This window comes from Candidatus Cryosericum hinesii (genome assembly GCF_003570985.1).
GTDB classification, from domain to species: domain Bacteria; phylum Caldisericota; class Caldisericia; order Cryosericales; family Cryosericaceae; genus Cryosericum; species Cryosericum hinesii.
In genome coordinates, this window is the sequence record NZ_QXIW01000011.1 from 55,198 (window position 1) to 76,257 (window position 21,060).

Below are 21,060 nucleotides of genomic sequence, written 5' to 3' on the forward strand. Positions count from 1 at the left end.
TCTAGCGCCCCACGAAGAACAGCCAGGAGATGAGAAACGCGACCCCGATGAGGCCACCTGCAAACGCAACCTCGGTGAGCATCCCCAGGAGGCCACGACGGAGAGATGTTATACGCTTCGTTCGAGTTCGTTCGTCCATGACACTTGTCCCTTCCCGAATACTCGCCTGAACTGTTCTTCCGCCTCAGGAGCCACGAGGCCGACGACGATGTCACCCGCATTCAACACGCTGGCTCCCCGCGGGAAGATCACCTCACCCTCATGTATGATGGACACCACGACACACCCAGTGGGCCACGTCAGTTCCCTCAAGGTCTTTCCTGTCACAGGAGACTCACCGGCGATCTTCAGTTCGACGAGAGTCGCCTTACCCTTGCCCAGTGACACAAGGGGGATCATGTCATTGACAATGATGCCTTCTTCGATAACCGTAGCAAGGATGTTTGTCGAGTTGAGGGCAAAGTCTACACCGAACTTCTGGAAGATGTCCTCGTTGCGGGGGTCGTTGATACGAGCCGTCGTCAGCGGAACATTGAACCGCACCTTGGCAAGCTGACACGCCACCAGGTTGTCAGCATCATCCCCCGTCACCGCGGCAAACCGGTCGGTCTTCTCGATACCGGCGTCGATGAGAGCGCCCAAGTCGCAGCAGTCGCCGTTGATGACAAGCGCCTTTCCCCAATCCGACAATGCCTCACAAGCTTCTGCATTGTGCTCGATAACAGCAACGTCATGCCCCTTACCAACAAGCAAATGAGCAAGATAGGACCCGACCTTTCCTCCGCCTGCAATAATAATATACATGGTTCTACCTCTCATTCAGATGGAAGATCGCGCTGACCCTTGGAAGGTCCGATACGTGCAGCGCCACCAGCAATTGATCATTATCGGCGAGAACGTCGGTTCCTTTAGGAAAAGTCGTGGTTCCATCACGCGTGAGCGAGATGACCTTGAAGTCGTCCAGAGCCTCGATTTCAGCTATCGTTGTTGCCGGGATCCCGGGGTGAAAGGGCACTTCGACCAGCTCAATACCACCACCGGGCAGGATGAAGTGACTTTCCTCGTTACGGATCATGAACTTGCTGTAGATAATGTTGGCAGCTGACGTTGTTGGACAAACCGTCTCGAGACCGAGAGCCCTGTAGGTCTCCCCCTTGACAGGATCGAACACACGGGCAATCACCATGGGAACCTTGAAAATGGTCTTGGCGACCTGCGCGGCCATGATGTTCATGTTGTCCCCGTCAGTCACTGCAGCGAAACCATCCGCATGCTCAATCCCTGCGGACTTGAGTACCTCGATGTCGAATCCAACTCCGGTGACAGTAGCTCCATTGAACTCGTCGCTGAGCCGACTGAAGTTGCCTGGATTGCGGTCTACCACGGCCACGTCATGGCCTTCTTCCGAGAGCTTTGTGGCAAGCTGAGCGCCAAGGCGCCCACAACCAACGATAATAATATACATGACAAACATCTCCTTGCGAATCCTTGAAACGGACTCATCACAAAATGTTGATTATAGGCATCTCTCAGCCGACGTCAAGGCACCCAAGCTCCATTCTTGGGGATTTCTTCGCATTACCAGAGGAAACCCATCCGCCGGCTCCTGCATTGTTGCAGGCTCAGTGCAACAGTGCTACCATGAGCCACGCACATTTGTCGTCATGAGGGGACATCATGCAGGAACCGGTCGAAAACCAACTCATCGAGACGAGTCCGAGAGGAAGTCGTCCGCGCCCCAGGCGAGCGGCGTCCCCGATGGTGTGGGGTCAGTCAGGCGCCGTCATGGCACTCTACCACAGCGGAGCGTTGGCTGACATCGTGATTATTCTGGGGATCCTCGGTGTTTTCTACGGCATTACTCAGGTCGGTCGCGAGTGGGCGGGAGTTCTGAGACCCACGGTGGTGATCGACCTCTCGTTCCGTGCGTTGCCGCGGTACACACTCTTCTCGCTGGTCCGAGGATTGGCTGCCTACTGCATCTCCTTCCTCTTCACTATTGCATATGGATACTGGGCGGCCAAGGACCGGCTGGCCGAGAGATTGCTCGTCCCCATTCTGGACATCCTGCAGAGCATCCCCGTCCTGGGGTTCATGCCAGGCGTCGTGCTGGCACTGGTATCCGTCTTCCCCAACAGCAACACTGGACTGGAACTTGCTGCAGTATTCATGATCTTCACGGGACAGGCATGGAATATGACCTTCAGTTTCTACAACTCTCTCAAGTCCGTACCAGAGTACCTCCAAGAGGCCGGGACCATCTACCACTTCAACTGGTGGCAACGTCTCACTCAGATCGAGATGCCCTACAGCGCTGTCGGCCTCATCTGGAACAGTATGATGAGCATGGCTGGTGGATGGTTCTTTCTCATGGTCACCGAAGCATTCCAACTGGGCAACAGGGATTTCAGACTGCCCGGCATCGGGTCCTACATGTCGGTCGCCGTTGAAAAGGGCAACGTGCCTGCCATGATCGCAGCGGTTGTCGCCATGGTACTGATGATCGTTGCCCTGGACCAGTTGGTGTGGCGACCAACCGTTGTCTGGGCACAGAAGTTTCGTATCGAAGACACGAGCCAGGAAGAGTCGATGGACTCATGGTTCCTGGACCTCCTCCATCACTCGCATATCCTCCGCTGGATCGGCGCTGCAAACTCCTCCGTCGGCCACGCGTTCGGCAGCCTGATTTCGCGGCTTGTCCGGCACGTCCCTCGCAACATACCTGACAGATCTCCAGTTGCCTCTGCACCCGCTAGGCATGGAGTGCAAAACCGTCCTTCGTTTTCCGTCGTCTTTGCTCGAGTCCTGTTCTTCCTGTTGGCAGCCGGACTGGCCTTCGCCCTTGCTCAGGTCGTCCGCCTCCTCATATCGGTTCGCATCGATGAATGGTTGCGCCTGCTGAGAAGTGATCTCCTGACTCTGGCACGCGTAACCACGGCCATTGCCCTGGGGACCCTGTGGGCCTTGCCCGTGGGCTTGCGCATTGGACTCTCGCCAAAACTATCAAGGATCATGCAGCCGATCGTTCAAGTCGCGGCATCGTTCCCGGCACCGATGCTGTTCCCGGCCGTGATCCTCCTGCTGGCTCTACTCAGAGTCAATATAGGCTTCGGCAGTGTCGTGCTCATGTTGCTCGGCACACAATGGTACATCCTGTTCAATGTTATTGCCGGTGCACAGGCCATTCCCTCCGACCTCAAAGAGGCGGCTGCCAGCTATCGTATCACGGGCAGGCAACGCTTCTGGACGCTGTACCTGCCAGCCATATTTCCCTACCTCGTGACAGGCTGGGTGACAGCGACAGGTGGAGCCTGGAACGCCAGCATCGTCGCCGAGATTGTGACGTTCCGTGGTCAGACTCTCAGGGCGCAGGGGATCGGATCTGTCATCAGTGAGGCCGCGTTCGGCGCCAAATTCGCCGAACTGGCCGCTGCAATCCTCATCATGTCGCTGACCGTCGTGCTCATCAACCGCTTCGTCTGGCGCAGATTGTACGCCGTCGCCAGCACTCAGTATAACCTCAGCAAGTAGAGGAGGCCCCATGGAAGACTCTGTGCAACAGCCTGTCCTGCTCTCCAGTGAAAACGTCACTCAGCGTTTCCCGATGCCCAACGGAAACATGGTGACCGTTCTGGACAATATCAGCATGGATATCCGGAAGGCAGAAATCATCTGCCTCATCGGCCCTTCGGGCTGTGGCAAGTCGACATTTCTGCGCATCCTGGCGGGTCTCATGCGGCCCACGAGCGGCAAGGTGTTCGCCCGTGGCAAGGAAATGACAGGCCTGACCCCGGGTGTCGGCATGGTTTTCCAGATGTTTGCCCTCTTCCCGTGGATGACCGTGAGCGAAAATATCCAGTCCGTCCTCGTCCCTCTGCAACTCCAACGTGAAGAAGTGCAACACCGTGTCAGCACCGTGATCAAGATGGTCGGCCTCGAGGGCTTCGAAGAAGCGTATCCACGCGAGATCTCGGGCGGCATGAAGCAGCGCGTGGGCATCGCGCGCGGTCTTGCGGTACAGCCTGAGCTATTGTTCATGGACGAGCCGTTCAGCGCAGTGGACGCCTTGACCGCGGAGTCGCTCCGCACAGACTTGGTCGACATCTGGGATGAAGCCGAAGGTCAACCGGCATCCATCGTCATGGTCAGCCACGATATCAAGGAAGTCGTCTATATGGCCGATCGCATCGTTGTCTTCTCGGCGAATCCAGGGCGCATCCGTACAATCGTCCAAAACAAGCTGGCACGACCTCGCGACTATCGGACTCCGGATTTCCTGGCGATGGTCGACTACCTCCACGACATCATTACGACGAACGAACTGCCCGACACGCCTCCTGCAGCTGTGACCACTCCCTCGCAACCCGTATTCGAACCACTTCCGCCCGTCTCGTCGAGTGACGTTGTCAGTTTCGTCGAATACCTCGGCTCGCATGGCGGTCAAGGTGACGTCTTCGTCCTCGCTCACGAATTCGGCAAGGAATTCAGTGATCTGATCAACATTGTTAAAGCTGCTGAGATGCTGGATTTCATCGACACGCCGAAACGGCGCACCGTGCTGACGCCCCTCGGACACCGCTTCGCGGACATGGGCACTGAGGACCAGAAAGTCGTCTGGAAACAGCAGATCCTGACGCTCAGTATCTTCAAGACCATTCACGCGGAGGTTCAGGCTTCCCGGAATGGCAGCATGCTCGACGACGAGGTCCAGGACCGCCTGGCAGAGCTGCTGCCCAACGAAAACCCAGAGTTTACCTTCGCGACCTTCATCAACTGGGCCCGTTTTGGCAATCTGCTGGCATTCGACGAGGATTCGGACGAAGTGTCGTTGCAGTAGAGCCACTATCACGCCATAGCTAACATGGCCGTGAGGCTCTTGCCTTCCGGCCATTTGTGAAGACGTCTTACTGATTGTCGACCGTGCCGCCCTATCATGAGATAGGAGGTACACATGAATCTACTGGTCGTCGTACTGAATCATGAGGAACATCTTCGGACGCTCCTGGAGAAGCTCCCCGAGATCGACGTACGTGGAGCAACTGTGATCAGCAGCACTGGTATGGGACAGTTGCTGGCCGCCGCCGACGTCCCCATCTTCTCAACGCTCAGCAAACTGCTGTCGGGCGCCAGCAACCGGGTGGAAAACTACACTGTCTTTTCAGTAATCCGGACAGAGGAGACTCTTGAAAACGCTATCGCTCTTGTCCACGAGATCGCTGGCGACCTCAAGGATGTCGGCAGTGGTATCCTGTTTGTCGTTCCTGTTGCCAGAGTTGAAGGACTCGCTGCGCCTCTATCTGCCGGGAGCGTGAAATCCACGGGAGAGCAGCATTCATGAACGTCATTCTCTCCCTTGCGGTCTTCGTCGGTCTGGGAGTGGTCCTGGCTTGTGTGCTGAAACGGTTCGGATCTCCCGAGGTGCTGAGCTACATCCTTGCTGGACTTGTTATCTCGGTCTGTCTGGCCCGATTTCTGCCAAAGGGGTTCATCAGCGCCGGTGACACGGTTGGGACAGTCGCCTTGGGTTTCATCGCGTTCGAGATCGGCGATACGTTCCGGCTCAAGAACGTGCGTGAAGTGGGCTCCAAGGGCCTCTGGCTATCGGTAGTCCAGGCTGTCTTCACCTATGCCGTCGTCTTGTTGGGGTTTCTTGCTACGGAAGCGCTGCACATCACCCATCTGCCCGATCCCATGCCCGTAGCTCTCTTCCTTGCTTCCACGGCAGCCGCAACGGCTCCTGCCGCAACCTTCATGGTCGTCCAGGAGTACCGCGCCAAGGGACCTCTGACCAATTACCTGCTGATGGCTGTCACCTTCGACGATGCAGTCGGGATCATCCTCTTTGACATCAGTGTGGTCATCATGCGCATTATTCTCCGTGGCGGACCCCTGCACGTATCAGAGATGATCCTTGGTCCTCTTCGTGAAATCGGACTTTCATTGCTCATCGGAGCCGTGACCGGTGCGATCATGGTTGTGATGTCAAGATGGTTTCGCTCGAAGTCCGAGCGTCTGCTCCTCGCGATCATGATTGTCCTGGCAACCGTCGGCTTCAGTCAAGTCTTGAGCGTTTCATCCCTGCTGGCATGCATGGTAACGGGAACGCTCTTTGCCAACATGGCGGTCGACCCAACAAGCACCTTCGCCAGCGTCGACACCTGGACAGTCCCACTGCTTCTCATGTTCTTTGTGTTTTCGGGAGTCGACATCAATCTGGCACTGCTCCCGAAGTTTGCCGTTGTCGCCTTGTGTTATGTCATCCTGCGCAGTTTCGGAAAGATCTTCGGCTCCTGGGCAGGCGCCCGGATGGTCAAGGCTCCCACCACTGTCGCGAAATACCTGGGGTGGGCGATGCTACCTCAGGCCGGTGTTGCAATAGGATTCGCAGTGATAGCCCGTTCCATCTTCCCTGAGCTGTCCTATCTGTCCACAATTGTCCTCGCAATCGTAATCGTTTTCGAAATCGTCGGCCCATTGGCCGCGAAACGCGCGCTCTTTGGCTCCAGGGAAGTCGCTCCAGAGTTCCTGAAGCCATCGGAAAAAGCGACAACTCCCTCGTGATCTAGCGTCTGTAGTCACCAAACGAAACTGCTCAGATGGGTTAGCGCCGGCTGTTCACGTATCCGGCGCTTCTGTCGTTCTTTCCTGACCAGCCGTCGCAGCACCCTGGAATCATCCAGCTCGCTGGTACGGTGCCAGCGATCCACCTCCATGCCGGGTTGACAGACGGTGCGCACTCGTATAATGACAAGGTATTGGTGTGCTGGTCGGGGTCTCCAATGTTGCTTGTCGAATAAGGGCTCTCCCCAGAAGCCAGCCGTCGGAGGCACGAAATGAAGTTACTCATCATTCCTGTCGTGGCTGGTCTTACCTGCATTGGAGCCGCACTCTATCTGTTCCTCAGGCTAAGAGCAGCCAAGATCTCCTCACCGAAAATGAGCGAAATCGGCAGCTACATTGCTATTGGAGTCCGAGCGTACCTTTCTCGCCAACTCCGGGCGATTCTGCTCGTCACTCCTGTCGTAGCAATCATTCTGGGCTTCACGCTGAACATTTGGATCGCAGTGACATTCGTGCTTGGCGTCTTCACCTCGCTGATCACGGCGTACATGGGCATGAGCGCGTCCACCCGTGCTAACGTCAAGACCGCCGACGACGCGACCCGGTCGGTGAACACGGCGTTCCACACGGCTGTCTTCGGTGGATCCATCATGGGTTTCTCGATCACGGGATTCAGTCTTGTCGTACTGTCGGTACTCTATCTGCTGTTCAAAGATCCAAACCCACTCGTCGGCTTTGGATTTGGCGCCAGTCTCGCGGCCCTCTTTGCCCAGATCGGTGGAGGTATCTATACCAAGGCAGCCGACATCGGAGCCGATCTCGTCGGCAAGGTCGAGGCGAATATTCCTGAGGACGACCCACGCAACCCGGCTGTTGTTGCTGATCTCGTCGGTGACAACGTAGGCGATTGTGCCGGCAGAGGCGCAGATTTGTTCCAGACGTTCTCCGACGATATCGTGACCGGAATGGTCGTTGCCCTCACGCTGGTCCCCAAGTACGGAGGCGCCGTGCTCTTCTTCCCCATGCTCCTCCAGTCGGCCGGCCTTGCTGCTTCGATGCTTGGCGTCCTCTCCATACGGTTCTTCGACCGAAGCAAGCCTGAGACCGCCTTCTACTGGGGCATGGCTGTGACCACCGTCTTTGCGGTGCTCGGCTCCTTCCTGGTCAGCCATTTCCTGGTTCACGACATGGCGCTCTTCATCGGCACCTGTCTGGGAGTTGCAACCACCCTTGTGTCTTCGATCATCACCCGGTACTACGCGGGCTCCTCAGGAAAACCGGTCCACGACATTGCCGAAGCATCCAAGCGCGGCGTGGCGCTCAACGTCATCACAGGGCTATCGGCTGGCCTGCAGAGTCCACTGGGATCCATCGTGATGATTGTCATTGCTGTCGCTGCGGCATACTTCATCTCGGGCGGTTCGCTTCTGGCAATCGTCGCTGTCAACATCGGTACCGACTTGCTCATCGGCTACATCATGACAGCCGATGCCTTCGGTCCGATCATCGACAATGCCTCAGGTATCGCAGAGATGTCAGGGGCGCACGAGCAGATCGTGCACTCACTGTCACAGCTCGATTCAGTCGGCAACACCATGAAGGCGACGACCAAGGCCTATGCCATGTCATCTGGCACAGTGACTTCATTTGTCCTGTTCTCGACGTACTTCTCCATTGTCGGTCTCAAGACGATGAACGTGATGGAGCCCTACTCCATTGCATTTATCCTCCTCGGCATCTGCCTTCCGTACCTCATCAGCTCACTGACCATCGGCTCGGCAGCCAAGACGGCGATGCTCATGGTCGACGAAGTCCGCCGCCAGTTCAGGACCATACCCGGCATCCTGAAGGGCGAGGCTATGCCAGACTATGCGACCTGCATCGACATCTCGACACGCAACGCTCTCAAAGAGATGATCCTTCCAGGTGTCATCAGCATCGCGGTGCCGATTTTCGTGGGACTGGTGTTCGGTCACTGGGCGCTCGGTGCACTCCTCATCGGAGCAGTACTTAGTTCAGCTTTGCTGGGGCCATTCTTCAACAACACGGGCACCGCCTTCGACAACGCAAAAAAGCTCATCGAAGACAGTGGACGCAAGGGGTCCTTCGAACATCAGGCGGCCGTTGCTGCAGACACGGTCGGCGATCCGCTCAAAGACGTGGCAGGACCTGCTCTGCTCATCTTCATGAAGCTGATCGGCATGGCAGCCCTGCTCATCGCAGGCATCAAACCGTTGTTCTAGCACGGACATAGCGCCATCGTCAGGACGAGGCGGGAGCATCACTGCTCTCGCCTCTTGCATAAATCCTCCATCTTCTGGTATAGTATCGCTATGTCGTGATGCCAGAGAGGAGTGACCCATGAATGTAGCCCAGTTCATCTCCGGTTTGTTGCTGATCGTTCTATCTGCAGGATTCTACTTCGCGTCCAGGTCGCGCAAGGCGCACGCCGGCCAGCTCAGTCAGGCACAGGCGCTGAACCTTCAACAGGCCATGCAGGGCCGGTTCTACGGCAAGTTCCAGGGCTCCATCGTCGCCGACCAGCAGCTCACGACACCCTACTCTGTTCGCCCGGCGGTCGCGTGGAGCGCGCACCTGGAGAGGGGAACCGAAGTGCCGGACGATGACGGCTCCACAACGAAGTGGGAGACCGTGTGGTCACAGTCTGCCAGCACACCGTTCCGGCTGAAGGGTGCCGGCGAGTTGTGGTTCGACGAGCGCGGCGGTATGCCCCAACTAGACGCGCCTTCGACCTTTGACCAGAACATCCACGACATCACGAACCCCATCATCATGCCGTATTTGCCCGGCAGAGGGTTCCTCGGACGCCTCAGCAAGCCGAATTTCCACGCCGTCGAAACGTCGTTCGCCCCCGGCAGCCAGGCATTCTTCATCGGCCCTGTCGAGGCCGTCAACGGGTTCTGGGTCGCGCGCGCCGGCCAGGACAAGGAATACAGCGTCCTGACGTGGAAGAGTGAACAGCAGGTCCGAAGCCGCATGAGTCGTGCCGGCACGATCTGGTGGGTGCTCAGCCTGCTGGCGTTTGCAGCAGGAGTCCTCGCCATCATCGTCTCGTTCAACTAGCAGCTCTGGTCACATTCGCGGCGACAGGAGGAACCCATGTCCGAACCGATCCAAACAAAGCGTGTGTACGAACCATACAATTCCGACGATGGGACACGCGTCCTTGTGGAGCGTCTTTGGCCACGCGGCATCACCCATGAGCGTCTACACGCCGACACGTGGCTGCGCGAGATTGCGCCAACAGCGGCACTGCGCACATGGTATGCACACGATCCTGCGAAGTGGCCAGAGTTCGTGACGCGGTACACCGTCCAGCTGGACAGCCAGCCGGACCTGGTAGCGTCACTGTTGGAGATAGCCCGCCGTGGTCCGCTCACACTGGTGTACGCCGCCCGCGACATGGAGCACAGCAGCGCGCTCGTCCTGCTGAACTACCTCAAGGACCGCCTCAAAACAAGGTAGCGTTTCGTCTATTCGCCGAACAGCCCACCCTTCGCCTCGTCGGCTCCCGGCTCGGCGATAATGGTCATCTTGCGCCCATTGCGAACTTCCTCGGGCGGAAGTTGCAGGGGCAGGAACTCCTTGAACAGGTTCGCTGCCGACACCAGTTGCAGGCGCAGGATCTTGCGCTGGTTGTGGTACTTGTAAACGCCCGCCTTGCGTGCCTCGGTACGCATCCCTTCAGTTGGTTCCTGGAGCGTGACGAGGATGCCAAAATCAGCGTCCTGATGGTCCACCGTGCCGGCCAGGTCACGCACCATGCCGGGGTTGACCACTTGTGATCAAACAGGTTCCATTCACGCCAGATTCGGGCCCCGGACAGAGGTGTGGGGCCCATTTTCATTTGTGCGAGACAACGTTGGACTATCATGTATTGGAAATAGACAGTCTGTGCCCTGACGATGGAGGAATATATGCCTGACAACATGAATGTGAAACGTACCAAGGTTGTTGCCACACTTGGACCAGCGACGAATTCCGAGGAGATGATCCGGGCCCTCGCCGAACGCGGAGTGGGTATCTTTCGGATCAATTTCTCGCACGGTACGGAAGAACAACGCCTTGCCGTAATTGCTGCCGTGAAGAAGGTTCGTGGCGAACTCGACCTGCCACTCGCCATCCTCCAGGACTTGCAGGGACCGAAGATCCGTCTGGGAGTGTTCAGTCAGGGGCCATGTGAGATCGCCACCGGAGGCACCTTCTGTCTTACGACCCATATGGTGGACGGAAACGCCGAACAAGCCAGCGTGGAATGCCCTCCTCTTACCACCGAGGTTCGGCCCGGGGAGCTCATCTTTATCAACGACGGCCTGATTCGTCTCAAGGCACGTGAAATCCGGGGTGAAACCATTGTAACGGATGTCCTCAAGGGAGGAGTCCTTTCAGACCACAAGGGTGTCAACTTCCCCCAGTCGGACCTCCATGTGCCGTCAATCACTGAAAAGGACAAGCACGATCTTGTCACGGGCCTGCGAGCGGGCGTCGACTATGTAGCGCTCTCGTTCGTACGCACGCCAGACGATGTCCGCGAGCTCCGTACACTCATGGAGACATACGGCGCGCATGTACCGATCATCGTGAAGGTGGAAAAGTGGCAGGCAGTCCAGAACATCGAGAGTATCCTTGCCGTCGCAAACGGCATCATGGTCGCCCGGGGAGACCTCGGTGTCGAGATGCCTATTGAGGAAATCCCTATCATCCAGAAGAGAATCATTGCCCTGTGCAATCGGATGGGCAAGCCAGTCATCACGGCGACGCAGATGCTCAATTCCATGGTCGAAAACCCGTCTCCTACGCGGGCAGAAGTGACAGACGTAGCCAACGCTATCTTCGACGGCACAGACGCTGTCATGCTCAGTAACGAGACTGCGGTCGGCAAGTTTCCCGTGGAGACCGTCGAGATGATGGGACGCATCATCGAGGCGACCGAACGAAGCAAGATGTACTGGACCACTGTGGAGGCCCGCGATGCCGCGTCTGCCTCGGACACGTCGGATGCGATCGCACACGCCGCTGTCCGCACGGCCCAGACTGTCGGAGCCAAGCTCATCGTCTGCGCGACAGAGTCGGGCCGGACGGCGATCCTGATGTCGCGCTGCCGCCCTCGCACCCGCATCCTTGCTCTCACGCCAAGCGACCTGGTCCAGCGCCGGCTTGCGCTGTACTTCGGCATCATCCCGATGGTCGTCCAGCAGTTCGAGAGTGTCGACGACATCCTTCGCACCGCAGTCGCAATGGCGCGCATGTCTCATCTGGCACGACGAGGCGACAAGATCATCATTACGGCAGGCTCGCATGCAGGAGTCGCCGGCAGTACCAATCTCATCAAGGTCGAGGATCTGGACTAGGCTCGCTCCCTGAGCATTGCAAATCGACCGGTACGCATAGAATGAGCTTGGCATAATACCCCGGAGTTCCGGGGTATGCCATGACAAGGGGGAACAGGCGTGAAAAGAAAGGTATCTTATTTCAAGATCTTCCTGCTTGGATTCGGGTTCTTCGGTATCTCGATCCTCTGGTCGCTCTACAACTCAGATATTCCTATCATGTTGAAGAGTTTCTACAATTTATCCTATACAGCGTCAGGATGGGTGATGAATGTCGACAACATTCTGGCGATAACACTCATTCCACTCGTAGGTTTCTGGTCAGACCATGTATGGACACGTATTGGACGTCGTATGCCGTTTATCATTTCAACATTGCCCGTCGGAGCTGTTCTGTTTGCGCTGGTTCCCTGGATTCCACTCTGGTTTGGCTCAAGCACAACATCTCTTGTTGTGTTCATTCTTGTTCTGTTCTTCATGAACATCTCCTTGGGGATTTCACGTTCACCCATCATCGCCCTGATGCCGGATCTCGTTCCATCGGAAGAGCGCTCACCAGCCAACGGCGTCATCAATTTCATGGGAGGATTCGGCTCCCTGCTGGTGTACTTCGTTATCGGCAAGATCTCGACGACCAATAGGCCGCTGGGTTTTGCGATTGCAGGAGCATCAGTTCTGGTAGCTGCAGTTATCATGTTTCTGTCGATCCATGAGACGCGTGACTCGCTTGACCGCAAGGCTCCACAGTCGGAGCATGCTGACTTCTCCCTGCTTCACAAAATGTGGACGCCGAAATATCGCAGTCTGCTGCTCATCTGTCTAGCCATTTTCTTCTGGTTCATCGCATATAACGCCATTGAAACTTATTACCCAACCTATATGCACTACGAAGGTCCTGCAGTGAAAGCACTGATAGCCAGGCTTGGCACGGCCACGCCCACCGACGCGGTAAGCCTTGCACAGCTGGATAGCGTGCGCCAGACATCTGAGGCCAGCGCGAAGTTCAATTTCGGCGTCATGTCGCTTGCCTTTATGGTGCTGGCAATCCCGGCTGGATTCATTGGCAAGGCTCTGGGGCGCAGGAGTACAATCGTTATAGGCCTGACAGGTGTCATCCTTATGGTACTCCTGCTCGCACTTAACATTGTCGGCATAGGAGTATTGGCGGTATTCATCATGGGAGGCTTGTCCTGGGCACTGGTCAACATCAATTCGCTGCCAATGGTACTCGACATGGGTTCCCTGGAGATGGTCGGAGCACTTACCGGCGTTTATTATTTCTTCTCGCAGGCAGCAGATATTATCAGTCCTCCACTTGTCGGGCGCATCGCCGACCTCGCAGGCGGGACGATGTCAGTCATGTTCCCATATGCGGCTATCTTCTTCGTGCTCTCGGCAGTCTGCATGCTCTTCATACGCTCTGAAGACAAGCCAGCGATCTCATCCGACCAGACCCTCTCTGCCAATGGCCCTGCCGTTTGACAAGGCCTCGGCGGCCCCGATCCGCCGCCAGGCAGGCTCAGACACAGCCTGCCTTCTGCTGCACGGCCTGACCGGGGCACCAGCTCGCGACCTTTGGTTCCTCGCGGAGTATCTGTCTGCACGCAGCATTTCCGTCGTTGCTCCGCTTCTCACAGGCCATGGCAAAACGTGGAAAGAACTGGAGTTTGCGACGTCGGAGTCCTGGCAGAATGACGCCCTCGTGGGGCTCGATGAAGCACGCGCGATGGGCAAGACGGTATTCGTGGCTGGATTGTCGATGGGTGGAACGCTCACCCTGTACCTGGGAGAACACCATCCCGAGATCGCAGGGCTTATTACCATCAACGCGCCCGTCTATCTGGACGACCCCAAGATGAGACTGGTCCCGATATTGCGACACTTCCGAAAGAACCAGCCCAAGGGGCCTCCCGACGTCGCTGATCAGGACGCCATGCTCCCCGATCTTGGCTTCAACTCGCTGGAAGCCATCTATCAGTTCGAACGCCTCATGCAGGGAGTGCGTGGAGACCTCGGCATGGTTACGCAGCCACTCCTTTCTTTCCGCTCGATGCAGGACCATGTCGTCCCGCCGCGTAACGCGGAATATATTCTGGACCATGTCAACAGCCGCATCAAGAGCGTCATCACCCTGGAGCATTCCTACCACTGCGCTACAATCGACTATGACCGCGAGAGGATTGCGGCCGACATCGAACAATTCATCACGCTGGTACAGAAGCAGCAAGTCTGAGAGACCGTCTCTTACTTCAACTGGCACGACAAACCCCCGGCCCTGAGGCCGGGGGTTTTCACAGAGCGGGACCTGATACTACTTTCGACGAATGCGCCAGCTGATGCCTTCGCGCTGCAGCGTCCAGCCGCCAGCGCGCAATCCACGACGCGCCGTGTTGAGCTTCATGGTCAGGATGCGGTCCGTCGAGAAGATCCGAGCTGCGACCGTGGCCAGAACCAGGAACAGCGCGAACTGGTAGATAATGCCTGCGACGACCATCGTGAAATTATGGGCGAAGATGAACTGGGCGGCCAGGAATGGGTGCGAAAACGGGATTGCATAGATAAGCCATTTCAGGACGGGAGATGCCGTGTTGATGTCGATGAACATGGTAATGAGGTAGGGCAGCAGGACAATCATTATGAGCGGCATAATGGCGAATTGCACGCTCTTGAGGTCTTCGGCGAACGCCCCCAGGATGACAGCGATGGAGAGAGCTACCATGATCCCCATGAACACGCTCAGACCGAGAAGAACGTAACCGCGGAGGTCGAGAACCAGGCCAAGCTTCTGGATTGCCTGGCCGACTGCTGCAGACGTCCCGCCGGTGCCCCCGATGAGGCTGCCCATGTAGCTTTTCATGCCGACCATGTACGCAGCTGCGGAGACCAGTGCAACGATGCCCGATGCCATCATTTTTGCCGTGACCAGAGCGCCACGTGCGACAGGCGTAGAAAGAAGTGTCTCGAGAGTCTTGTTCTCCTTTTCACCCGCAATGGAGGCAGCAATCATCTGGGAAGCCAAGATGATCACCAGCGTCAGAACGATCGGTATGACCATAGTCTGCTGCATGACGACACTGACAATCTCCTGAGGGTTCGCTTCTGCTGATGTCGTCCCCACCGTGACAAACGACTGCGCGCTGATGGCGTGCCTCACGGTGGCGGGATCCAGTCCAGGAGCACCGGCCTTGATGTACATGTCGCCGATATACTCGTTCATGGCGCTCAGTGCCGCGTCGAACCTGAACGTTCCGTTCATTCCCAGCAGCGAGAAATTGCGCATGATCGTATATGTCTGCACCTTCTGAGGATGCTGCGCCTGGATGCCGGCCTCGAATCCCTGCGGAATGACCAGGACGGCGGTCCCTTTCTCCGATGCGACCTTGCGGACGATGTCGTCGACGACCCCCTCGGTGATCGTTGTGACCTTGAAGTTCGCCTTCGTGAGGATGCCGGCAAGCATCTGTGACGTCTGACTGCGGTCGAAGTCCACGATAGTCATGGGCTGGGGAGCGGACTGTTTCTTCTGCTCCTGATTGATGACCCTGCCCAGGAAGCTGTAGATCACCATGATTACCAGGATGGGGGCCAGCGTCTGCCACGTGAGCATCTCTTTCAGTTCCTTCTTCAGTACGACGAAGAATCTCCTCATTGCTTCACCACCTGAACGAAGACCTCTTCGAGGTTCGCTTTGCCATATTTATCCTTGAGTCCCTGCGGCGTTCCAACGTCGTGGATGGTGCCCTTGTCGACGATGGCCACGCGGTCCGACAGGTACTCGATCTCCAGCATGTTGTGACTTGACAGGAGCACAGCCATGCCGTCGACCGCCGATCTGCGAATGGACTCACGGATGTCGATAGCGGCGACCACGTCGAGGCCGCTCGTAGGCTCGTCGATAATGGCCAGCTTCGGTCTCGTCATGACTGCACGCGAAAGCAGCAGCTTGCGTGTCATGCCTTTGCTGTACGTGCCTATCTTGTCACGCAACCGCTCGCCCAGCCCGGTGATATCCGAGGCTCTCTGGATGTACTCACGCTGGACGGCGGTATCGGAAGCAAACAATTCTGCCATGAAGCTCAGGTAGCCAAGACCCGTCAGGTTCTTGTAGGCACCGGCCTCTTCGGGCAAGTAGCTGATGATCTCGCGTATCCGGGCTGCGTCTTTCTGGACATCCATGCCATAGACACGAGCAGTGCCCGCCGTCGGCTGCAGGATGGTCGCCACGATACGCAGCGTCGTTGTCTTGCCGGCGCCGTTGGGTCCGATGAGCGCGAAGATCTCCCCCGGCGCCACCTCAAAGCTGACACCATGGAGTGCCTCGAACTTGCCATAACTCTTTTTTAGATTCTCTACGACGAGTGCCTGTTCCATGCGTTGCCTCCGCTCCGGATGCGGCCCATCGCTTACGCGGCTGCGCAGTTGACTGCGCCCTCGAATCAACACAAGGAGCACCAGGAACATGCATTCTACCGATGCACGCCGGGTCTGTCAACCCAGAGGGCACGCAGGAATCGCGATCCTGCCCCGTCGATTGTGAACGCCATAGTTGTGCCCGTTCATTGTTCCAGAATCAATGCACTAGACTAGAGATTTTGTATCTTGTTTTGGATCGCTGCTATCTTGAAATAGTACGAACACAGCCTTAACATTATGAACAGTTAAGGATCTGGATCTCCAGTGGAGGCCGGTTGTGATGCTCGAGAAGACTCTTGTAGCTGTTTTGCCATTCATTGTGGTTCTGACCATTGGCGCAGTGTTTGTCGGACGGTATCTGGCCCGTGTTTTTCAAGGACAGCATACATTCCTGACACCGATCGTGGGCGGCGTCGAGCGCGGGCTGTTGCGCATTTTCGGTGTGCGACAGGACGAAGAGCAGACATGGAAGCAATATGCTGTCAGCCTTCTTCTCTTCAATGCGCTCGGGCTGTGTTTTCTGTTCATCCTCCAGCTTCTTCAGCAATGGTTGCCCGGAAATCCACAGCACCTCGGAGCCGTACGACTTGACACGGCTTTCAACGCGGCTGTTTCATTCATGACGAATACCAACTGGCAATCCTACAGCGGCGAAACAACGATGAGTTACCTTACCCAGATGCTGGGCATGACCGTACAGAATTTCCTTTCGGCGGCAACCGGAATTTCCGTGGCTATAGCACTTGTCCGTGGTTTTGTCCGCCGGTCCACGAACAGTATTGGCTGCTTCTGGGTGGACCTGACACGAGCTCTTGTATATGTCTTGCTCCCAATGGCATTGGTACTGTCCCTGGTTCTGGTCTCCCAGGGAACCGTCCAGACGCTGCGGCCTACGGTGGCACTCACTACGCTTGAAGGTCAGGCCCAGCGCATTGCGGTAGGACCGGCTGCTTCCCAGGTGGCGATCAAGCATGTCGGCACCAATGGAGGCGGATTCTTCAATGCCAATGCGGCTCACCCCTTCGAAAGCCCAAATCCCTTTACGGATCTCCTTCTTGTTTTTTCTCTTCTTCTCATACCAGCGGCTTTGCCGTTCACGTTTGGCGAAATGCTTGGCGATCGGAAGCAGGGTACCGCTCTGTTCCTGGCCATGCTGATCATGTTCAGCATTGGCTTGGGGATTTCGCTTCACTATGAACTCGCAGGCAATCCTGCACTTGCGCAAGCCGGTGTCGCAGGGGGAGTCAACATGGAGGGGAAGGAGCAGCGATTTGGCCCGATCATGTCGACTCTCTTTGCTCAGTCGACGACGGTAACATCCACCGGCGCTGTCGACTCGATGCACGACAGTTTCACCCCTATCCCCGGCCTGATCATGGTTTTCAACATGACAGTTGGTGAAGTCATCTTCGGCGGAGTCGGTGTCGGGCTGGTCGGGATGCTTCTCTATGTCGTCTTGACGCTGTTTATCGTTGGACTCATGATCGGTCGAACTCCCGAATACCTGGGGAAGAAGCTTGAACCGCGCGAAATGCTTATGGCAGTTGTCGGGCTTCTTGGCCCTCCGATCGCCATGCTTCTTATGGCAGGCCTTGCTTTCTCCATTCCCTCTGCCGTTGCTTCTGCTGCAAACACGGGCTCTCACGGAATGACCGAGATCATCTATGCATGTGCTTCCGCGGCCGGGAATAACGGTTCGGCCTTTGCCGGGCTCAATGCAAACACACCCTTCTACAACGTTGGGCTTGCGCTGCTCATGCTTGTCGGCCGTTTCGCCACCATTCTTCCCGGTCTCGCTATTGCAGGGTCGGTGGCAGCAAAGAAGAGAGTTCAATCAGGCGTAACGTTTTCGACAACCAGCACTTTGTTCGTGTTCATGCTGATTTTCGTTGTCACTATTGTGGGTGGATTGACCTATTTCTCACCCCTGGTTCTCGGTCCGTTGCTTGAGTTCCTGAAGCTGCGTTAGGGTCGCGGAGGGATAAATGAGAAAGAAAGGCATGCTTGACCCATCTGTAGTGAGCAAAGCTGTCGGCGGCGCATTCCAGAAACTTGATCCCCGCACTCTATGGCGAAATCCAGTCATGTTCGTCGTGGAGTTTGGCTCAATCATCACGACTGTCTTTGCGGTCATGAGCGCTTTTCAGCATACAGGCTTCTGGTTCAATCTGCAGATTTCGCTTTGGCTCTGGTTTACAGTCCTGTTCGCCAATTTCGCGGAGGCACTCGCGGAAGGACGTGGAAAGGCGCAGGCTGATTCGCTCAAAAAGACTCGCAACGAAGCAGTTGCCAACCGTCTTCGTTCAGATGGAACCACAGAGACCGTGGCAGCTATTGATCTCGTCAAGGGAGACATAGTCGTCGTCAGTGACAACGAGACCATCCCCAGCGACGGCGAGATTGTCGAAGGCGTGGCATTGGTGGATGAATCAGCCATAACCGGCGAATCAGCACCTGTCATCCGTGAGTCAGGAGGAGATCGTACTGGTGTTACCGGCGGGACCCGTGTGTTGTCCGGGACTATTCACCTCCGCATTACGGCCAACATGGGCGACACGTTTCTGGACCAGATGATCGCGATGGTCGAGAGCTCCTCGCGGCGCAAAACGCCGAACGAGGTGGCACTGGGAATCCTCCTCATTGGACTTACTGCTCTATTCATCGTTGTAACAATTACACTGCGCGCATTCGCGGGATATATGAGTGTAACGGTCGCAGTTCCTGTGCTGGTAGCACTTCTGGTCTGTCTTATGCCGACAACGATTGGCGGCCTGTTGCCGGCGATCGGTATCGCAGGAATGGACCGACTCATCGAACACAACGTGATCGCGTTATCCGGTCGGGCCGTAGAAGCTTCAGGCGATGTCTCCGTCGTTCTGCTGGACAAGACCGGCACGATTACCCTGGGCAACCGTATGGCAACAGAATTTCTTCCTGCCGAAAGCGTCACGGAGCACCAGCTGATGGAGAGTTCAGTACTTGCCTCACTGGCAGATGACACCCCCGAAGGTCGTAGCATCGTCACGCTGGCCAAGCAGAAACTTGGTATACGCGGACGCGACATCCGCGCCCCGGAGGGATCCACGTTTGTCCCTTTTACAGCAGAGACGCGCATGAGTGGAATTGATTATGGAGACCGACATATCCGCAAAGGCGCCGTGGACGCAATAGAACAATGGGTCGAGGAGAACGGGGGGCAATTCCCAGACACGGTTCACGCGTTGGTCGACGGTGTCGCCCGTCAGGGTGAAACACCCCTCGTCGTCTCAGATGGCGCCCTCGTCATGGGTGTCATTCGCTTGAAAGATATCCTCAAACAGGACATCAAAGAGCGCTTGGGCCAGCTTCACGTATTCGGTATCAAATCGGTCATGATTACAGGTGACAACCCCCTGACCGCTGCAGCCATAGCAGCAGAAGCGGGGATCGATGATTTCGTAGCACAGGCACGACCCGAGACGAAACTTGATCTCATCCGAAGGTATCAGGCAAACGGCAGCATGGTCGCCATGATCGGTGATGGAACCAACGACGCGCCTGCTCTTGCACAGGCAGATGTGGGCGTTGCCATGAATGCAGGCACACAATCTGCGCGGGAAGCGGCAAATCTTGTTGATCTTGATTCGAACCCGACGAAGTTGTTGGACATTGTCGAGATTGGCAAACAGATCCTGATTACACGGGGTTCATTGACCACGTTCAGCATCGCGAACGACGTCGCCAAGTACTTTGCCATTATCCCGGCGATCTTCGCTGCAAAGTACCCGCAGCTGGCCATGCTCAACGTCATGCACCTGCATTCACCAGCCAGTGCTATTCTGTCAGCCGTCATCTTCAATGCTGTTATTATCCCGTCACTTATTCCGCTTGCGATGCGAGGAGTCCAGTATCACCCCTCCAGCGCAAACGCACTGCTCTGGCGGAATCTTACCATCTATGGTGCCGGGGGACTGGCACTGCCATTTGTCGGCATCAGACTTATTGATGTGCTGCTCGTCGCCATCAGGGTTGTGCGGTAAGGAGATTGGACATGAAGGAACTGAAGAGAGCACTGATCGTCTTTGGAATCCTCGTCGTCATCACAGGAATCATCTACCCGCTCACTGTGACAGGTATTGCACAACTGACAATGTCTCACCGTGCCAATGGAAGTCTTGTTACAGTAAACGGACATGTCGTCGGCTCTGAACTCATCGGTCAGCAATGGACATCACCGAAGTACTTCCATGGCCGTCCTTCGGCGAATAACTATGACGCTTCAAGTTCCGGCGGATCGAATCTCGGACCCTCAAGTGCTGACCTTGAGAAAAGCGTCGCAGAACGAATTGCCAAAGTCCGCTCCGAAAATGGTCTGGCTGCGGACGCAACCGTTCCTGCCGATCTGGTAACGGCTTCCGCAAGCGGCCTGGATCCAGACATCAGTCCAGAATCCGCTCTGCTGCAAGTACAACGTGTCGCCGCTGCACGCGGCCTTGTACCGAGTGCAGTCGAAAATCTTGTCACAGTCAATACCAGAAAACCCTTCCTCGGTATCTGGGGACAATCGCGCGTGAATGTCCTCGAACTCAACATTGCCTTGGACAAGCTCTCAGAAACACCCTGATATGAACGAGGAACAGCGGCCGAACCCGGACATACTTCTGCATCGTCTGCAACAGGAAGAAGCAGACCAGAAATCCCACGACCAAGGTCACCTGAAGATATACCTCGGCTACGCCGCCGGCGTCGGCAAGAC

The 21,060-nt window shown here is 56.5% G+C and carries 19 protein-coding genes; 13 read left to right on the forward strand and 6 right to left on the reverse strand.

Features of this window, described 5'->3' with window-relative positions; genetic code table 11:
• Position 1: 1 nt before the first annotated feature.
• The 3 genes from SMC3_RS09340 to SMC3_RS02025 are packed head-to-tail and all read right to left on the reverse strand — an operon-like array spanning position 2 to position 1,465.
• Positions 2–139, reverse strand: a complete 138-nt coding sequence (locus SMC3_RS09340) for a hypothetical protein (RefSeq protein WP_165846506.1) — start codon at positions 137–139, stop codon at positions 2–4.
• Positions 109–804 carry a potassium channel family protein gene (locus SMC3_RS02020; RefSeq protein WP_165846507.1) on the reverse strand — a complete coding sequence of 232 codons (696 nt, stop codon included), beginning with the start codon at positions 802–804 and terminating at the stop codon, positions 109–111. Before SMC3_RS02020 ends, SMC3_RS09340 begins: the two co-directional genes overlap by 31 nt.
• A 4-nt stretch (positions 805–808) precedes the next feature.
• The gene (locus SMC3_RS02025) at positions 809–1,465 is read right to left on the reverse strand and encodes a potassium channel family protein (RefSeq protein WP_165846508.1); all 657 of its coding nucleotides are present in this window, start codon (positions 1,463–1,465) and stop codon (positions 809–811) included.
• Positions 1,466–1,677: 212 nt separating this feature from the next.
• Here SMC3_RS02025 and SMC3_RS02030 point away from each other — a divergent pair, with 212 nt between their 5' ends.
• The 7 genes from SMC3_RS02030 to SMC3_RS02060 all read left to right on the forward strand — a co-directional run bounded on the left by SMC3_RS02030 (position 1,678) and on the right by SMC3_RS02060 (position 10,047).
• Positions 1,678–3,531 (forward strand): ABC transporter permease, encoded by a 1,854-nt coding sequence (locus SMC3_RS02030; RefSeq protein WP_207799626.1) that lies wholly within the window; start codon positions 1,678–1,680, stop codon positions 3,529–3,531.
• A gap of 10 nt (positions 3,532–3,541) precedes the next feature.
• On the forward strand, positions 3,542–4,837 hold the full coding sequence (locus SMC3_RS02035; protein ID WP_119087029.1) for a nitrate/sulfonate/bicarbonate ABC transporter ATP-binding protein: 1,296 nt from the start codon (positions 3,542–3,544) through the stop codon (positions 4,835–4,837).
• 114 nt (positions 4,838–4,951) lie between these two features.
• Positions 4,952–5,338, forward strand: a complete 387-nt coding sequence (locus tag SMC3_RS02040) for a P-II family nitrogen regulator (protein WP_119089763.1) — start codon at positions 4,952–4,954, stop codon at positions 5,336–5,338.
• Positions 5,335–6,561 (forward strand): cation:proton antiporter, encoded by a 1,227-nt coding sequence (locus SMC3_RS02045; RefSeq protein WP_119089764.1) that lies wholly within the window; start codon positions 5,335–5,337, stop codon positions 6,559–6,561. The genes SMC3_RS02040 and SMC3_RS02045 overlap by 4 nt, the downstream gene beginning before the upstream one ends.
• A gap of 272 nt (positions 6,562–6,833) precedes the next feature.
• Positions 6,834–8,804, forward strand: a complete 1,971-nt coding sequence (locus tag SMC3_RS02050) for a sodium-translocating pyrophosphatase (RefSeq protein WP_119089765.1) — start codon at positions 6,834–6,836, stop codon at positions 8,802–8,804.
• Positions 8,805–8,922: 118 nt separating this feature from the next.
• Positions 8,923–9,645 carry a hypothetical protein gene (locus SMC3_RS02055; RefSeq protein WP_119089766.1) on the forward strand — a complete coding sequence of 241 codons (723 nt, stop codon included), beginning with the start codon at positions 8,923–8,925 and terminating at the stop codon, positions 9,643–9,645.
• Between the two features lie 36 nt (positions 9,646–9,681).
• A complete protein-coding gene (locus tag SMC3_RS02060) occupies positions 9,682–10,047 on the forward strand; it encodes a DUF488 domain-containing protein (RefSeq protein WP_119087034.1) in 366 nt (121 codons plus the stop codon).
• 8 nt (positions 10,048–10,055) lie between these two features.
• On the opposite strand, the gene SMC3_RS02065 is transcribed toward SMC3_RS02060, so the two are convergent.
• The gene (locus tag SMC3_RS02065) at positions 10,056–10,346 is read right to left on the reverse strand and encodes a hypothetical protein (protein WP_119087035.1); all 291 of its coding nucleotides are present in this window, start codon (positions 10,344–10,346) and stop codon (positions 10,056–10,058) included.
• A gap of 153 nt (positions 10,347–10,499) precedes the next feature.
• Between SMC3_RS02065 and pyk the strand changes: the two genes are divergently transcribed.
• The 3 genes from pyk to SMC3_RS02080 all read left to right on the forward strand — a co-directional run bounded on the left by pyk (position 10,500) and on the right by SMC3_RS02080 (position 14,145).
• Positions 10,500–11,933, forward strand: coding sequence for a pyruvate kinase (pyk, locus tag SMC3_RS02070; protein ID WP_207799627.1), 1,434 nt, complete (start codon positions 10,500–10,502; stop codon positions 11,931–11,933).
• A 99-nt stretch (positions 11,934–12,032) separates the two neighbouring features.
• Positions 12,033–13,394 (forward strand): MFS transporter, encoded by a 1,362-nt coding sequence (locus SMC3_RS02075; protein ID WP_119087036.1) that lies wholly within the window; start codon positions 12,033–12,035, stop codon positions 13,392–13,394.
• Positions 13,378–14,145, forward strand: coding sequence for an alpha/beta hydrolase (locus tag SMC3_RS02080; RefSeq protein WP_165846509.1), 768 nt, complete (start codon positions 13,378–13,380; stop codon positions 14,143–14,145). Before SMC3_RS02075 ends, SMC3_RS02080 begins: the two co-directional genes overlap by 17 nt.
• A 78-nt stretch (positions 14,146–14,223) precedes the next feature.
• Here the strand turns inward: SMC3_RS02080 and SMC3_RS02085 are convergent, their stop codons facing one another.
• Both SMC3_RS02085 and SMC3_RS02090 read right to left on the reverse strand, forming a co-directional pair.
• On the reverse strand, positions 14,224–15,561 hold the full coding sequence (locus tag SMC3_RS02085) for an ABC transporter permease (protein ID WP_119087038.1): 1,338 nt from the start codon (positions 15,559–15,561) through the stop codon (positions 14,224–14,226).
• Positions 15,558–16,283, reverse strand: coding sequence for an ABC transporter ATP-binding protein (locus SMC3_RS02090; RefSeq protein ID WP_119087039.1), 726 nt, complete (start codon positions 16,281–16,283; stop codon positions 15,558–15,560). The genes SMC3_RS02085 and SMC3_RS02090 overlap by 4 nt, the downstream gene beginning before the upstream one ends.
• A 322-nt stretch (positions 16,284–16,605) precedes the next feature.
• Here SMC3_RS02090 and kdpA point away from each other — a divergent pair, with 322 nt between their 5' ends.
• The 3 genes from kdpA to kdpC are packed head-to-tail and all read left to right on the forward strand — an operon-like array spanning position 16,606 to position 20,928.
• The gene (gene kdpA / locus SMC3_RS02095; RefSeq protein ID WP_119089768.1) at positions 16,606–18,294 is read left to right on the forward strand and encodes a potassium-transporting ATPase subunit KdpA; all 1,689 of its coding nucleotides are present in this window, start codon (positions 16,606–16,608) and stop codon (positions 18,292–18,294) included.
• A gap of 16 nt (positions 18,295–18,310) precedes the next feature.
• Positions 18,311–20,344: a potassium-transporting ATPase subunit KdpB gene (gene kdpB, locus SMC3_RS02100; RefSeq protein ID WP_119087041.1), complete on the forward strand. Its 2,034-nt coding sequence runs from the start codon at positions 18,311–18,313 to the stop codon at positions 20,342–20,344.
• A gap of 11 nt (positions 20,345–20,355) precedes the next feature.
• Entirely contained in the window at positions 20,356–20,928 is a 573-nt protein-coding gene (gene kdpC / locus SMC3_RS02105) for a potassium-transporting ATPase subunit KdpC (RefSeq protein WP_119087042.1), read from the forward strand.
• Positions 20,929–21,060: the final 132 nt, after the last annotated feature.